Genomic DNA, 16,598 nt, shown 5'->3' on the forward strand with positions numbered 1-16,598 from the left:
TTCTGATAAAGCATGATGTTCACTCCTTTATTGAATCTGCTTGAGCCATAGCTAGGCCAAGCTGATAGGCTAAATCGAACCAGATCGAATCGAACTGACGTGCGCTTCTAAGGCTGAACAAGCGTGCCGGCTCCGCCTGCCATTGTTGCCCGTGACCGGCGTAGGTGTCGAAGGCAGCCATGAATGGGAGCATGACGGCAGTCAGCTTAAAATCATTGATCGGGAGATTGCAGCGAGCCAGAAGCATTTGACCATGAGATGTATCCAGGAAAGCGCCAATATCAATGCTGGCACTACTTGGATAGTTAAGGTTTTCAGCAGAATTCCGATGGAACATCTGCTGCATAGCAGATCTCTCGCCCCCATCAAAAAGTTGACCCAACCAAAGCTTGGTGAGTAACGATGGGTTATTTAAAAAGAGTCCGACGTCCTGACTTTTCAAGTCGAAATAGCGATGTAAGCCCTGATCAAAGATGAAACGCAGAGCCGGTTGCCAGCGTGATAGGAACTGACTCTTACCCTGGATGTCTTTGCCTTTTTCAGAGAGCTGGTTCGTCGGATTCGCAACAAAATTTTGGTGAAGCACTTCGAAGGCACACAACCAGTGGTCGGGTGCGATCAATAGCCATTCAAATGGCAGCTCTTTTGGTAGCCGCTCAGCCAAATGACTTGAGAAGTCGTCCAAACGCAGAGTGCACATGGCAAGTGCTTTTGGCTCTTGGATCAGCGCCTGACAAATATCCAAGCTTGCCAGCGGCAGGTGGTGAAGCTTCTCCAGAAGAAGTTCCAGCGTCTGCCAGTCTTCGGATTTTGGATCATCAGCCATTTTGCTTAATGCTTCCCTGAGGAGCCGCGACCGCTCCTCCCAGCTTGCTTCACAAAGTGCCTCTTTAAGTGGGCTCAATGAATTAGATAATTGGTCTGCAGGCGGCACAATCGCTGGGCGACTGTATAAAGAGGAGTCATCCGGCGTGTACAGCAACCAAGGACCAATAGCATCATCAGGCAAGTTGACCAACCATTGACCGGTAAAAACCTGCTCTGAGAAATGTAGCGGAAGAATAACCTGTTCATGTTCAGGCTCTGCCAATGGCAAGCCCATTATAAGTCCTTCAGCTTGGGGTTGGTCGAGCAAGAGATCCCGACTTCCGTCGCTCAATGACGCTATTGTTCGCTGATTATTTAGCTGGATGCGAGTTGAGTAACGAGCTATCTGCAAACGAGCCAGCGTTTGGTGTGCATGAATCAGCTCTAGCTGCACAGTATGATCAAGTCCAGGATGACAAGACAGCATTTGCTGAATAGTAGGTATGAGCTCAAACAACCGGATTTCTCGGATACCCGAGTAACGAATTTCCTGGGTCAGTGTAGAGCGATGATCTCCCCCGCTAGATGTTAAGTGGATCCGCCAATTTTCGGCTCCTTGAGCTGACATCAGGATCGCGCGACAACCAATCAGCTCTTCAAGTGTTAAGGCCTGATTCGAATTGACGGGGGTTTCGTTGCGCAACAAGGTGACGCCATACCCTGGAAAGGGCAGTGTGAGTTTTTGTTCACCATCTGGCCATTGCAGGCAAAGCTTAACCGTGTTGGCAGGCGGATTGCTGCTGCTCTTTAAATGAAGGGCAAGATCAGTACCATCATGGCGAGAATCAAGCGATATTTGTTCACTCTCACAACGTACAGGCACATCAGGCCATTGATGCAGAATAATTGAGCCTTCAGATGGGCTAGCGCCTGGAGTGTAGGTGATGTATGCCCCAGCATTTAACAATACAGCGCGGGTACTTAATAAGCGGTGACCATCTTTACGCCATAATAAACGACACAAGCCTGATGGCTCCGCCTGCTCGAGGGGAACCTCTGTGCCCTGGCTACGAACAAAGAGTTCATGCGCGGGCGCATAACTAGAGAGCCCACCTTCATGCTCAATTCGTAAGCGTGGTTTGCCTCGGAACAATGATCCCGGTACTGATATGGCTTCAGGAGCACTTCCCTGCCAGTACGCATCAGGGGCTTGGGAAGTGTTTGCATTGATTGTGACAACGAATGGTTGTTGTTTGTACGTTAGCCGGGTAATGCCAGCAGGAAGCTTAAGCAGAATTTGTCCATCAGCAAGGCAATCAAAAACCTCTTCGGCCTCACCTTCCTCAGAAAAAATGACCGTTCTAGCAGGCATGGCAGCCAGAGCAGACTCTCCTTTGACCATTGCATCACCTTGTGCAAGCAGACGGGCAAAAGGATAAGCATTTTCAAAAATCAGCGGTTCGTCTAGGCTCAATGCCTCCCCGCCGGGAAGATTGGCAACATGCAAAGTAGCACCCCAGCGACTCACTATCAGCTGGGAGGCATCATACAAGTTGATGATTGCCGGTAGTGGTCTGGCTACCAATTGATACTCGTCATCTCTGAGCAATGCTTCGCCAACTAGATGCTCTTTTTCTCCTATGCGCAGGAGCAGTTGAAAGTTGGGCGGCAGCGCGCCCTGTTCCATGCCAAGAGCCTCGGCAATCTGTCCGCTATTGGCCTGAGCCTGCATTATGAAGGAAAGCTCGTAGATGGGACAGGAACCATCCGAACTGAAACGCAAACCACGCTGGATTTGGAACGGCGGCCTACGACTCTGTGGTCTGACGCCTGCAACCTCTTTAACAAGTCCTTTAATCAGGCTGGCAGCCGCTTGAGAGTCCAGTGCTATTGGAAAAAGCCCCTCCCAGTTGGGACATTCATTTTGCAGCTGTATGATTGGATCTTCTGCATCCTGCAGTGCATAACTAGTGCGGATATGCAGCACTGTTTTTACCAGATTATCCAGCAGCTCGTAGACTGGTGCCTGCTGGTAGCAGGCAGGTAACAACGCAGCCTGAGCCTCTATCCCTTGGCGAATCTGATCATCCTGAAGGCCGTACTGGAGCGCTTGACGGGTCACCATTCGCAATAGGCCAGATAACCCACCTTGCGCTGATTCGACAAGGCGCATGGGTAAGCCGCCATTGACAGCAACCAATCCAATGAAGCGTTTGCCTTCATTTTGGATTGCGGTTTGCAGAAGCCACTGACGGTGACCATCTATAACCATCTGACGAATCTGGTTATAGGGCAGTCCGTTTAATCCGACTTCCTCGCACAGAGGCCCCCAGCGCCATGCACCACCTGAATATCTCCTCTTCCACCATTCGGCGGCAAACAACAACCATGCTTGAGAGTATCGGGTGGTTAAACCTCTTCCTTCAGGAGTTGACCGTAATAGCTGGCAAAGACCCTCAAACTCTTCTGTAGATGTTTTGTAAGCAAAAAGGGGGCGTCCATCAGGTTTTTGAAGCCCTCGTCTAGCAAGAAATTCCCTGATCCACTGTTCCATGTACACCTGCCTGAATTATAAGAAATGTTGAAAGCTAGGTTTGAATGCTATCCCATTAAAACACAACATATTCGAGACAAAACTTTAGATCTAATCTGCCAAATTTATTTATGGAATCGGAACTATACCACCATAAAAACCACACTCAATACCTTCTAAAGTTTCACGCTCAGCAGTCAAACCAGGATTGGTGAATCAACACTTGCATCATTCATCCCAGGCAGGTCAAAGTTAACTGTGGCGAGCCGCTGGGCGTTCCATTTCTTTCAGTTGCGGTGCGGGTCGTCCTGGGTGCACAAATCCAATGGGGTTGGCTTGATGTTGCTGCTGGGCGGCAATTTCATCTTCCAGTGCCTGCAATAAGGATTGCAGCCCGATACTTCTACCCTGTAGGTGCAAGCGGCGCATTGCCGTTTCTACATTGCCGGGGCTGACTTGCAGGCGTTGTAATCGGCTTAATGGCATGTCTTCCAGTGCCTGAAGCTGGGCTGGATTATCTTTAAGCACTTCAGCCAGTAGACCTTGCAGTTGTTGTGCTTCCAGCCAGTCAAAAGCTACTTTTAAATCAAAGCGGCGCATGACGGCTGTATCCAGAGTCTGAAAGCGGTTGCTGGTGGCAATAAAGATGCCCTCAAAACGCTCCAGTTGCACCAGCATTTCGTTCACCATGCTGATTTCCCAGCTTCTTAAGTGGCTGCCGCTGCGGCTATTCAGAAAAGTGTCGGCTTCATCCAGCAGCAAAATGGCTCCTTTAGCCTTGGCTTCTGCAAACATGCCCGCCATGTTGCTTTCTGTCCCGCCCACGTAGGGATCCAGCAAGCTGCTTGCTGATTTCACCAGCAATGGACGATCCAGCTCTTTTGCCAGATAAGCTGCAAAAGCGGTTTTACCGGTTCCCGGATGCCCATGCAGGCATAGGCGTGCATGACCAATACGCTGGATCTGGCGCACGACTCGCTTCATACCCGGCCGAGTATTCAGCCAGTCCGGCCGATATTCTGGAAACTTCTGTGTTTTACCCTTTAGCACTTCCGGCCGGTACCAGTCTTCAGGAAATTTCTTCCCCTCTGCTTTTAAGCGCTGCTCCAGCAGGGTGAGGATTTTCTTCTGATTCTGTATGGGTTTTTGTTCGTGCATCAGTGCGCCCAGCCGTTTGAGCTGTGCCAGATGTGCCGGGGTAACCCAGTTCGCTTTCGACAGCCACTCACGAAAAGAATCGGTCACCGGCAGGGGGCTTAACTGCTCCAGCCTTTGTTGCTGCTGTGCCTGCTTTTTCGGTACAGGCACTTCTAGGACTAGATCAAAACGCCGCAGGTACGCAGGATCGAGCATATCAATACGGTTACTCAGCCATAGCGTTGGGGAGGCATTGGATTCTAATTGCAGGTTGATCCAGGCTTTGGGGGGCGGGTTACGATGATCACGGAAGGCATCTTCCATTTCGTCGAACAAAAACAGGGTGTCTGGTTTGCTCTGCAACATCAGCTGACCAAGCACCAAAAGGTTGATGCGTTTGGCAGCGGGTGTCATGTCACCATCTGAGTCCACTACTGGCACAGCATGAAGATCACACTTCAGCCAGCTGGCAAGGCTGCTGGCGAGCAGGGTTTTACCCACCCCCGGGCGACCGTAGAGCAGTATATTCACCCCTTTTTTACGCTGCTGTACGGCCTGCTGTAAATAGTCATACAGGAATTGCAGTTCTGGCACATAATCAAAGGATTTCTGTGTCAGCACCGGGGTTTCAACTTTGGGACAAAGCCCCTTGTAGGCATCATCTATCTGCTGCTCTAAGGTCTGCTCGGCCGGCTGATGCAGCACCAGAACATTGTTTAGCTGATTGGTCATGCTGCCAGCGTCTAAGCAGTCTTCCAGATCAGTGATGTGCATGGTTCTGTCCATCAGCATAAAGCGATAGAGCAAATGGTTTTCCTTGGCCAAAGAGTAAAGGCTGCCCGCAGGCAGAAACAGCAGCTGCTCCAGCAAATCCAGGCCATGGCGCAGGTGCTTGATGCACACTTGATCGGTAGCTTGAGAAAGCACCGGATGACGAACTTTCAACCACAGCAAGCCCAAAAAACTTTTTTCCGCTGAGCTGAGCTGCATACGGCTAGCCAGCAGTTCTACAGCCTGCATGAGCGGCCCTTCAAAGGCGCCCTTCGGGGTTTTCTGTTGTTTCAACCAGTTTTTCAGCAAAGCCACTTCTTGAGGATGACTGCCGGTTTCACTGCTAAGGTAACGGCGACGACGGCTGCCAAAAAGCTTGGAGTCGTCGTCTGATTCTTCTGGTATAGATATATCAAATAACGGCAGCAGTTCTTCCCAGTTAAGATTGGCATTCAATTGATGTTGACGTTCTGCCAGTACCAGCAGCCGTGCAGCCAGCATTTGTGCTACCAGCTGCTCTTCTTTTGCAGACTTGGTGCTGATTGTGGTGGTGGGGATGCTCGTCGATTGAATTTGGTTCCATAACATGGGGCGATACCTCCTGCAGCTGTTGAGGAATGATCATACCGCCCTACTGCGACACAATGAGTCGCACGACAAGGATAAGCTAGGCACAAGCCAAAAGGGAGAACACTGATGACGTTAAACAGCTATCGTCTGCCCAATGAATCCGAACAGTCATTAAAGCAGCAAGCGTTACAGACTTGGGTGGCCGATCGGGCACGACTCTTATTGCAGCATCCGTTTACGGCCAGCCTGGCCTTGCATCTGGAGCTGGTGCCAGTTGTTGACTCCAGAGTGATGACGGCGGCCACCGATGGTCGGCGAGTCTTTTTTAACCCACTGCTCTTGCAGACTTTGACTGCAGACCAGCGGTTGTTTGTGCTGGCACATGAGGTCTGGCACTGTGCTGCCCGCCATTTTGATCGGCAGCTGGAGCCGTCCTTCACGCCGTCATCTGCACAGGGGGTTGATTCTGCCGGGGATGCAAAGCAGCCGCTTGGCACCAGAAAACCCGCCTGGATTCCCCGTGTTATGGGTGCTGACATCGGACAGCCGTGTGCCCACAAGTTGGGGACAGACGCTATTTCTTGACCCACATCAGCAAGGGATACACGGTGAATAATGATTTGTGTTTTTCCTTCACGGGCTGGCAGAATCCAAGATCCCGTGTTGGACTTTTATTACTATTTAACAAGGATGCCTCATGCCTGCACAGCTTGACTCTCTTGAACCCGGTCTGATCATTCTGCAGGGTAATCGTCTGGAAGATCAGCGTGATTTGCTAACCCAGTGGATTAAAAAATACCCGCTGAACCCCCTGGAAAACGAAACCATTCTGGTGCAAAGCAACGGGATAGCCCAATGGTTAAAAATGGCACTGGCACGGGATGAAGAGGGCTGCGGAATAGCCGCCTCGATGCAGGTTGGCTTACCCGGCCGATTTTTGTGGCAAGCCTATCGCAGCATCTTTGATGAGCTGCCGGAGGTTTCACCTTTTGACAAGTCGCCGCTGACTTGGCGTTTGTATCGCCTGCTTGGAAACCTGCCAGCAAACTCTGAACAACTAAAACCACTGCAAGGTTTTCTAAACCAGGATGATGATCCGCGCCGACTGCATCAACTCGCGGCTAACCTGGCTGATCTTTATGATCAGTATCAGGTGTATCGCGCAGACTGGCTTAAAGCCTGGGAAAAAAATCAGGATGGACACCAGCCGGACATCCTTATTAAGCCGGATGGCACGAAAAAAGAATTAGCAGCAGCCGATTCCTGGCAGCCGCTGATTTGGCGTTGGTTGTGTGCTGACATCGAGGCCGATGATAGTCTGGGCAAAGCCGAATGGGTGCGTGCCAGCCGTGCCAGCATTCACCAGGATGTTATTAAAAAATGCGAAGAGTTTACTGAAGACCTGCGCCCGGAAGACTTACCACGCCGAGTGCTGGTATTTGGTATTTCGTCTCTACCACATCAGACCCTGGAGCTGTTTAAGGCTCTGGCTCCTTTCACTCAGCTACTGATCTTTGCCAGCAACCCCTGCCAGCACTACTGGGGTGATCTGGTTGAAGGCAAGGAGCTGCTGCGCCGTGAGTATCGGCGCATTGCTGAACGTAAAATTGACACCTCACTCGACCCTGAAGACCTGCACCTAGCCGGTCACCCGCTGCTGGCTTCCTGGGGCAAGCAGGGGCGTGATTATTTGCACCTGCTGGATGAACAGGATGAGCCTGCCAGCTATCAGGAGCGTGTTCAGCTAGCTGTTCAGAGCAACATCGACCTCTACCGCGACCCCTTAGAGGAAGAAGGCAACAACTGCCTGCTGATCCAGTTGCAGTCAGACATTTTGAACCTTCGATCCCTGCAAGAACGTCAGGCTGCACAAACCGAAATCAACCCGCAAACTGATACCAGTCTGCAGTTTTTGATCGCTCATTCACCCCAGCGTGAAGTGGAAATCTTGCACGATCAACTGCTGGCTGAGTTTGAGAAAAATCCCAAACTGCCGCCCCGCGAAGTACTGGTGATGGTGCCGGATATCAATGTTTATGCGCCTCATATTCAAGCGGTGTTTGGTCGTTATGCAGGTCAGGGCGACCAACCTGATCCGCGCTTTTTGCCTTTTCATATTGCAGACCAGGGGCAACGCGGCCAGAACACCCTGCTGATTGCATTGGAAAAACTCCTGCATCTGCCCAGTTCTCGTTTTGCAGTCAGTGAACTGTTGGATCTACTCGACACCCCTTCGTTGCGTCAGCGTTATGGGCTGGCAGAAACCGACCTGCCACGCTTAAAAGAGTGGATCCAGGGCGCTAATATCCGCTGGGGCTTAAATGCAACCCAGCGTGCCGATCTGGATTTACCCGCAAACGAACAAAACACCTGGTTGTTTGGTTTGCGACGCTTGCTGCTGGGTTTTGCTGCCGGTGACAGCGAAGCCTGGAAAGGCATTGAACCCCATGATGAAGTGGCCGGTCTGGAAGCCGCCCTGTTAGGACCGTTGGATCTGTTGCTGCGTGACCTGCAAACCACACGTGATGCTTTAAAAGTGCGTCACGCCCCGGAGCAGTGGATTGAACAGCTCAACCTGCTGTTGCAGACCTTTTTTGTCGAAACCAGCAAAGCGGATGCCTGGGCATTAACCAACCTGGAAGTACAACTGGAAAAATTGGAAAGCTACTGGCAGCAAGGGAAGCTGGTCGAAGAAAAATTACCCTTGGAAGTGGTGCGCGAAGAGCTTTTAAGCGCTCTGGATCAGCCCAACCTGACTCAAAAATTTCTCGGCGGTTCGATCAACTTTGCCACCCTGATGCCGATGCGGGCGATTCCCTTTCAGCAGGTCTGGCTGCTGGGCATGAACGATGGCGACTATCCGCGCAGCGTGAGCCCGGCTGATTTTGATTTGATGGCGAAAGACTACCGACCCGGTGATCGCTCACGCCGCGAGGATGACCGCTATCTCTTTTTAGAGGCTCTGCTCTCCGCACGTGAAAAACTGGTCATCAGCTGGGTCGGGCGCAGCATTCGAGACAACAGCGAACGCCCACCTTCGGTATTAGTTGGACAGCTTCGCGACCACCTGGCTGCTGGCTGGACGCTGGAAGGCCACGACCCAAAGAGCAAAACCACCGCTGGCCAAGCGCTGTTGAAGGCACTCACCACAGAACACCCGCTGCAGCCGTTTAGTCGTAAATACTTCAAACCGGATCGAGACCCACAGCTGTTTACCTATGCACATGAATGGCGTCAACTTCATAATCTAGGTGAGAGGGTGTCTACCGGTCAGAAACTAGCCAAGTGGCAACCAGAAACGCCCGTCACCCTAAGGCAGTTGGCGGACTTTCTGCGTCATCCGGTCAAAACCTTTTACAGTCAACGCCTCGGCATTCACTGGTATGACCAGAAAGAAATGCTGCTGGATGAAGAGGTCTTTGATTTGAACGGGCTGGAAGGCTGGTCTCTGGACAATGAAGTGATCCAGCAAGTGACCCGCGACTTGATCAACAACCCAAGCATGGATCTGGAAACCTATCTTCAGCACACCTGTCAGCGTTTGCAGCACAAAGGTCGCCTGGCTTTCCCGCCTTTTGGTTTACTGCAAAGTGAAAGCCTGCAGCAAAAGTTGTTGCAACCTTTACAAAGCCATGCAGAACTCTTGAATAATACCCATCCTGCAGAGATTTTTTTTAGCCGCGTGGAGGCCAGTGATACGCTGCTACTGGAAGATCAACTGACCGATTTACGCATCAATGAAAACGGTGAATACCTCCGTGTGCTGGTACAGGCCAGCCGTATTCACCAAGGGGATAGCTACAAGTGGTATCACCTGATTCGCCAGTGGTCTGCCCACCTGTTTGCACAACTTAAAGCACCGACCAGCACGCATATTTTAGGGCCGGATACCGACCTCACCTTACCGCCCGTTGCAGCAGAAAAGGCAAGATTTTTACTGAAAGAACAGCTCTTAGCCTGGCAGTTAGGCATGACCCAGCTGTTACCTCTGCCCTGTAAAACCGCTTTTACTTTGATTGATGGTCAAGGCAATCCTGCAGATACCTATGAGCCTGGTTATAACAGGTCGGGAGAAATGAGTGACCACCCCGCATTCACCCGCTTCTGGCCAGATTACGATACCCTGAAGCAAGAGGCTTTGTTTCATGAGCTGGCTGAACAACTGTACCGTCCTCTGATGCGTGTCTTTAATTCCGATCAGCAGGAGGCTGAATCCAATGACTGAACAACTTAATCCTTTAAGCTTTCCTCTGAAGGGAAGCCGCTTGATCGAAGCCAGTGCCGGAACGGGTAAAACCTTCACTCTAGCCTTGCTCTATGTGCGCTTGGTGCTCGGTCATGGTAAGGCGGGAACAGCCTTTAAGCAGCCGCTAACGCCCAGAGATATTCTGGTGGTGACTTTTACCGAAGCAGCTGCCGAAGAGTTGCGTGACCGCATTCGCGGCCGCTTGGTCGAAGCAGCGGATTATTTTCTGCAGGCCCTACCGGACAATTCAGAGGATGACCCTCTGGAACAACTACGATGTGATTTTGACAAGGCGCAATGGAACCACTGCGCCTGGCAACTGCAGGTCGCCGCGCAAAGCATGGATGAAGCCCGCATCTCTACCATCCATAGCTGGTGCAATCGGGTTCTGGTCGAGCAGGCCTTTGATACCCGTGGGTTATTTAACCGTCAGCTAGTTACTGATATTAATGATCTCCTGGCAGAGGTCGTCAGGGACTACTGGCGCTGTAACTTTTATTCACTGCCGGCTGAACACGCAGCTTTGATCAATGATGAAGCTTTCAAGTCTCCTGATAACTTGCAGCAGGCTCTCAAAGGTCTGCTTAAAATGGGCAGCCTGGGAGCGAGCTTTAAGGGTGCACCGCTGCGGGTTGATGATCTGAGCGGTCACCTAAAGGCTGCACAGGAGTACCAGGCTGCTAAAGCCGAGGCGGATCGAGTCTTTGAGGAAGCTAAAGAAGCGCGGCTGGAATTTGAAAATAAGGTCAAAGCGCATTGGAAAGACAATTGGGAAGCCATCAAAACCCACCTGCTGGAACTGCGCTCTAGCCTGAATGGAACAAGTCACGACAGTACCACGGAAGAGAGTTATAACAAGCTGTTAGAGGCTATCCAGAATTGGGTTCTGGGAAAAGGCGCAGTGCCCGGTAAGCTGAAAAATTTTGCGGCAGGTGCCTTCAAATTCAAAAAAGGAGGAACCTTTCAACAGGAAAAGCCGCTCGAAGCATTCAGTCTGTTAAAGGAGCTTTTTGAGCTTAACCTACAGGCACAAGTCGCAGTTGACCCGCCCGAGCCTCCTTTAAGAGCTGCCATAGTGGCGCACGCCCTGCCCTGGGTACAACAGACCTTTAATCAACGCATGAAACAACGTGCTGAAATGGGGTTTGATGACCTTTTGATTGAACTCGATCGCGCACTGGATCCGAACCAGGCATCTGATGCGGCTGAACGCTTGGCAGAGAGCTTAAGAAACCGCTTTCCTGTGGCAATGATTGATGAGTTTCAGGATACCGACCCGGTGCAGTACCGCATTTTTGACCGCATCTATGACGTACAGCAGAACTGCGAAGACCAGGGATTGTTCATGATTGGTGATCCCAAACAAGCGATTTACAGCTTTCGAGGTGCTGATATTCATACCTATCTGAAAGCAAGGGAAGCCACCACAGGCCGCCATTACACCCTCAAGAAAAACTTTCGCTCAACTCAGGGCGTGGTGGATGCCTGCAATGCGCTATTCCAATATGCAGAGGATCACGAGCGAGCTGCTTTTCGTTTTAAGCAGGGTAACAGCAACCCCATACCCTTTATCGCCGTAGAGGCCCAAGGGCGTAAAGAAACCCTGTATCTGCCCGGCACTGGCTCCGAAGGCGTCAGCCCCTTGAACCTCTGGTACTTTCCGCCCGAAGAAGCAGATAAAAATGAAGAACCCAAGCCCTTGAGCATTAAGAGCCAGCGGCAACTAGCTGCAGAAGCAGCGGCCAGCGAGATCGTCAAATGGCTGGGAGCAGCAGCCAAAGGACAAGCTGGTTTTGGTACCAACGGTGAGGTGGAGCAACCCCTTCAAGCAGCAGATATTGCGATCCTGGTCAGAACCGGCACCGAAGCCAAAGCTATTCGCAAAGCCTTGCAGACACGCCAGATCGCCAGTGTGTATCTATCCGATCGTGAGTCCGTTTTTTCCAGCCAGGAAACCAAGGATCTTTTGCACTGGCTACATGCCTGCGCGAATCCACTTGATGAACGGCTGGTCAAGGCTGCTCTGGGCACCAACACCCTGAACCTGCCTTTGACGCAGCTTGCCGCGTGGCAAGATGATGAACTGGCGTGGGAGGGGCAGATGCAGAGCTTCCAGCAACTGCATTGGGTCTGGCAGCGCAAAGGAATTCTGGCAATGGCTTATCAACTGTTACAAGTGTTTGATTTGCCGGCTCGACTGATGCAAACACCGGATGGTGAACGCAGCCTCACCAATATCTTGCATTTAGCTGAGTGGTTACAGCAGGCTAGCAGTGAACTGGATGGTGAACAGGCTCTGATCCGCCATCTGGCTGAACACCTGGATGCGGGTGACGAACAACAACTGCTGCGCTTGGAAAGTGACGCTGAGCGCATCAAGGTGATTACCATCCATAAATCCAAGGGGTTGGAATACCCCTTAGTGCTTCTACCGTTTATTGGTAGCTGGAAAGAAATCGACGGTCATACCACACAGGTTCCCTGGCTGCAAAAAGAAGGCCATTATCAAGAGGTTGCTGGCAAGAAAGCCTTTGGTGAAGCTTGGGAAATTGCAAATGATGAGCGTATCAGTGAAGATATGCGCCTACTCTATGTTGCCTTAACACGTGCACGCCATGCACTCTGGCTGGGTGTGGCTGCCTTGCAAAGTGGTCGGTCTAAGACACCGCAAGTAGAGCGCTCTGCTTGGGGATACCTGCTCAATGGCGGGCGGAGCTTTCCCAGTGTTCATCTATATGAAAGCTATCTGCAAAAGCTGGCTGGCAAGTCGCTCCACATAAATTTGCAGGATGCTCCAGCAGCAACCGAAACTCTCTTGCACCCTCAGAATCAAGAGCAACTGCAACCCGCCCGGCTTTCCCCCAAACTGAACAGCCTCTATAACTGGTGGATCGCCAGTTACTCTGCTATTCACTTTCAATCCCATGCAGCGGGCGAAGCAGCGGGTGAGGCAACTGAGCATCCAGAGGAATCGGGGGGTGCCCAGCATTATCAGGATCAAGAACCAGAAACCTCCAAAGACGATCAGAATGAGCAAGAGCAGCGCGATATATCAATAGGTTCATCTGATGGGGAAAATGCCCATGAAGGCGAGTTGAGCGCAGAAAACGTGCTGCATCGTTTTCCTGCCGGGGCCACCTGGGGCACCGTCTTGCACACCCTGCTAGAGTGGGCCGCAGTGCAGGAATACAAAGATACACAAGGCGAGAAGATCAAAGGTTTTGCCGCAGTGGTCGCAGGCAACACCGATGCCCGAACTCAGTTCGGTGCTTTCTGTAAACGGCGGCGGATTCAGCCGCCGTTTATTGAGCCCCTCTGGCAGTGGTTGATCAATTTCGTCAGTAACACCTGGCAGCTGAATGCACTCAGCCCTGTTCAAGGCCAAGACTTTGGTTTTGCACTCAAAGACCTCAAACCATCGCAGATTGCCGTGGAAATGGAGTTTATGGTTGAAAGCCATTGGGTGAACGCCATCAGCATGGACAAAGCCGTGCGTGCCCAGACTCTAAGTCAGGTTGAGCGACCCCAGGCCAAGAACAACCTGCTGAATGGCTTGCTCAAGGGCTTTATTGACCTGGTGGCCGAATATGAAGGGCGCTATTTCGTCATCGACTGGAAATCCAATCGCCTGGGGCGGCAGGATGTGGATTACACTCAGGAAGCGATGCTGAAACAAATCCTCTCGCACCGTTATGACTTGCAGTATGTTCTCTATCTGGTAGCGCTGCATCGGCTGCTGAAAGCCCGCCTGCCCGATTACGATTATGACCAGCATGTCGGCGGAGCCATCTATGTGTTCCTGCGTGGTACCCACAATACACAAACCCAGGGGCTGTTTTGTGACAAGCCACCCAAGGCACTCATTGAGCAACTGGATGGGATGCTGAAAAAGACAGACAAAGCCCAGGCAGAACAAGGAGCTAACGCATGAATGCGCTCGAAAAGCAGATCGTTCAATGGGTTGAGATCGGTGCTCTGCGCCCGCTGGATCTGGCCTTGATGCGGCTGATACAGGAACAATGCCCTGAAGCGAGTGACCCCGTTCTGCTGGCTACAGCATTGGTCAGTGAGGCCAATGGTCGTGGGCATGTCTGCCTGGATCTGAAGGTGCTGCTGGAAAAACCAGCTCAGCAGCTTGCGCGCGATGATCGTTACCAGCCGGCTGACCCCGGGGATAAAACCGATGAGCCCGGACAAGAACTGGCAAGGCTGCTGCACAACTGGACGCTGGACAGCTGGACACAGGCATTGCTCACCAGCGAGGCGGTCAGTGATCAGCGCGATCAGCCACAACCTTGTGCGGGCACCACCCCGCTGGTGCTGGCAGGAACTGCAGCACAACCCCTGCTTTACCTTCGGCGCTACTGGCTCTATGAACGCCAGATACGAGCTTACCTGGATCAGCAGTTACAAAGCCCTCGCACCCTGCCAGACAAAGCAATCAACAGCCTCCTGGATGCGCTTTTTCCTGAGCCACCACCCACATCTGTGGACTACCAGAAGCAAGCCTGCGCCCTGGCCGCCCGCTCATCCTTCTCAATCATCACAGGTGGTCCCGGTACAGGTAAAACCACCACCGTGGTGAGGTTGCTCGCACTCTTGCAGGGCTTGCAACAGCAGGCCGGATTGCCACCGCTGACTATTCGCTTGGCGGCACCTACCGGAAAGGCTGCAGCGCGTTTGAGTGAATCCCTCGCGGGCAGTATGCAAAAAATTAACTTGCCTGAGACACTGCAGGCCTGCCGTGAACACATCCCGACCGAAGTGACCACTTTGCATCGCCTACTCGGCAGTCAGGCTGGCACACGGCATTTCCGTCACCATCAAGGCAACCCCCTGCCCGCAGATCTGGTTATTGTGGACGAAGCCTCCATGGTGGATGTGGAAATGCTGGCAAGACTGATGGCAGCCCTGACACCCCAGACGCGGCTGGTACTGCTGGGTGATAAAGACCAGCTGGCCTCCGTTGAAGCAGGGTCGGTGCTTGGCGATCTTTGTCGCTCAGCCGAAGCCAGCGACTACACCACGCTACTTGAGCACAGCTACCGCTTTGCCGATTATCCGGGTATCGGAAAACTGGCAAAGGCGGTGAACTCAGGTCAGTCAAGCCTTAAAGCGATTAAGGGTATTTTTGAGTGTTATCAGCGTCAGGATGAAGGGACAGTCACGCGTGATCACAACCTCTGGCTGATAAAGCTGAAACAATCCAGACCACCGGCCGCTACCGACCTGGAACCCCTGAAAAAATTGCTGCGCCAGGGTTACAAGGCTTATCTGCAAGTGGTCAAAAATGATATGCCAGTGCCAGGAGCGGATGGCGAAGTCAGCCGCGAAGCCCTCGATGCCTGGGCGCAGAAAATCTTCGCCAAGCACAAGGCGTTTCAGTTACTGACGGCAGTACGCCGTGGCTCCTGGGGTGTAGAGGCTATGAACCAGCTGGCTACTGCCGCTCTGAAAGACCTGCTGCCTGGTTCAAGTGGCCTCTGGTACTCCGGTCGCCCAGTGCTGGTCACCCGCAACGATTACAGCCTGAAACTGATGAATGGTGATATCGGCATTTGCCTGGCGTGGTCTGGCGCCCAGACAGAAACAGGCCGCCCGCTGTTGAGGGTCGCTTTTCCGGATGGTCGGGGTGGCATCCGCTGGGTACTGCCCAGCCGCTTGCAAGATGTAGAAACCGTCTTTGCCATGACCGTCCACAAATCCCAGGGCTCGGAGTTTACCCACACCGCCCTGGTGCTCCCGGACAAACCCAGCCCGGTACTGACCAAAGAGCTGCTCTATACCGGCATCACCCGATCCAGTGAAGCCTTCACGCTGATTTACAGTGAGGATAAAGTCTTGCAGACAACACTGAACAGTCAGGTTCAGCGTGCCAGCGGCTTGCTCTAGCGACCTGTTCTGTCGCATCACGCTGCGATAATGAATCGGTACAGAGGAGATCGAACATGGCGCAGCGTGAATTCATAGTAACCATGATGGATAGTCTGGGTGGTGTAAGGCTGGAGCAGATGATGCTCAAAGAGTGGATCTGCTGGGACAAAACATTGCAACACTTAGAAATGCCTTGTGGGCTTGCTGGCCTGGCGCCAAGAGCTGGTGCAAATGGCTGATCAGCTATTGCAACTCAACTTGTCCCTGACCGCATCTGCTCGATGAGAAAATGAAAAAAACTAGGGACGACCTGTGTGGCGGGTCCGTATAACCCGTCTTCAAAATCTGGACTGGTTTTTTCCATATTCAGCTCGATGCAGTAAGCTGATTCTGCAGCATCCAAAAAACCGGCGGCAGGATAAACGCGACCGGACGTGCCAATCGAAATAAACAGATCGGCCTGTTCGACCGCTTTGTAACAGGCATCAAGGTGGTAGGGAGTCTCACCAAACCAAACAATATCGGGTCGCAATGCTTGCGCTGGCTCACAGCAACTGCACTTGTCTTCAAGGCTTAAAGTGCCCGACCAGGCTTGTGTTTGCCCGCTGCAGAAATGCCAGCGCCGGTTAACACAACCACTTGTGGATAAATAAGTTTCAT

The 16,598-nt window shown here is 52.1% G+C and carries 8 protein-coding genes; 5 read left to right on the forward strand and 3 right to left on the reverse strand.

All coding sequences use genetic code 11. From position 1 onward, the window contains the following. Positions 1-19: 19 nt before the first annotated feature. Together IBX50_RS10040 and IBX50_RS10045 are read right to left on the reverse strand one after the other, a co-directional pair. Positions 20-3,361, reverse strand: coding sequence for an STY4851/ECs_5259 family protein (locus tag IBX50_RS10040; RefSeq protein ID WP_292255532.1), 3,342 nt, complete (start codon positions 3,359-3,361; stop codon positions 20-22). 231 nt (positions 3,362-3,592) lie between these two features. Continuing rightward, on the reverse strand, positions 3,593-5,836 hold the full coding sequence (locus IBX50_RS10045) for an AAA family ATPase (protein ID WP_292255534.1): 2,244 nt from the start codon (positions 5,834-5,836) through the stop codon (positions 3,593-3,595). Positions 5,837-5,944: 108 nt separating this feature from the next. Between IBX50_RS10045 and IBX50_RS10050 the strand changes: the two genes are divergently transcribed. The 5 genes from IBX50_RS10050 (at position 5,945) to IBX50_RS10070 (ending at position 16,177) form a co-directional block, all read left to right on the forward strand. After that, positions 5,945-6,403, forward strand: a complete 459-nt coding sequence (locus tag IBX50_RS10050) for a M48 family metalloprotease (RefSeq protein ID WP_292255536.1) — start codon at positions 5,945-5,947, stop codon at positions 6,401-6,403. A 112-nt stretch (positions 6,404-6,515) separates the two neighbouring features. Next, complete coding sequence (gene recC, locus IBX50_RS10055) at positions 6,516-10,043, forward strand: exodeoxyribonuclease V subunit gamma (protein WP_292255538.1); 3,528 nt, start codon at positions 6,516-6,518, stop codon at positions 10,041-10,043. Continuing rightward, positions 10,036-13,995 (forward strand): exodeoxyribonuclease V subunit beta, encoded by a 3,960-nt coding sequence (recB, locus tag IBX50_RS10060; protein WP_292255540.1) that lies wholly within the window; start codon positions 10,036-10,038, stop codon positions 13,993-13,995. The genes recC and recB overlap by 8 nt, the downstream gene beginning before the upstream one ends. After that, positions 13,992-15,956 carry an exodeoxyribonuclease V subunit alpha gene (recD, locus tag IBX50_RS10065; RefSeq protein WP_292255542.1) on the forward strand — a complete coding sequence of 655 codons (1,965 nt, stop codon included), beginning with the start codon at positions 13,992-13,994 and terminating at the stop codon, positions 15,954-15,956. The genes recB and recD overlap by 4 nt, the downstream gene beginning before the upstream one ends. 56 nt (positions 15,957-16,012) lie before the next feature. Beyond that, positions 16,013-16,177 (forward strand): hypothetical protein, encoded by a 165-nt coding sequence (locus IBX50_RS10070; RefSeq protein ID WP_292255543.1) that lies wholly within the window; start codon positions 16,013-16,015, stop codon positions 16,175-16,177. Between the two features lie 14 nt (positions 16,178-16,191). Here the strand turns inward: IBX50_RS10070 and IBX50_RS10075 are convergent. Then, positions 16,192-16,598, reverse strand: a 407-nt coding sequence (locus tag IBX50_RS10075; protein ID WP_292255545.1) for a Sir2 family NAD-dependent protein deacetylase, incomplete at its 5' end; no start/stop codon positions are given.

This window comes from Marinospirillum sp., from assembly GCF_014859565.1.

Bases quoted from the DNA above. Each gene is read 5' to 3' on its own strand.
- IBX50_RS10040 (WP_292255532.1), bottom strand. From the start codon at position 3,361: ATGGAACAGTGGATCAGGGAATTTCTTGCTAGACGAGGGCTTCAAAAA.
- IBX50_RS10045 (WP_292255534.1), bottom strand. From the start codon at position 5,836: ATGTTATGGAACCAAATTCAATCGACGAGCATCCCCACCACCACAATC.
- IBX50_RS10050 (WP_292255536.1), top strand. From the start codon at position 5,945: ATGACGTTAAACAGCTATCGTCTGCCCAATGAATCCGAACAGTCATTA.
- recC (WP_292255538.1), top strand. From the start codon at position 6,516: ATGCCTGCACAGCTTGACTCTCTTGAACCCGGTCTGATCATTCTGCAG.
- recB (WP_292255540.1), top strand. From the start codon at position 10,036: ATGACTGAACAACTTAATCCTTTAAGCTTTCCTCTGAAGGGAAGCCGC.
- recD (WP_292255542.1), top strand. From the start codon at position 13,992: ATGAATGCGCTCGAAAAGCAGATCGTTCAATGGGTTGAGATCGGTGCT.
- IBX50_RS10070 (WP_292255543.1), top strand. From the start codon at position 16,013: ATGGCGCAGCGTGAATTCATAGTAACCATGATGGATAGTCTGGGTGGT.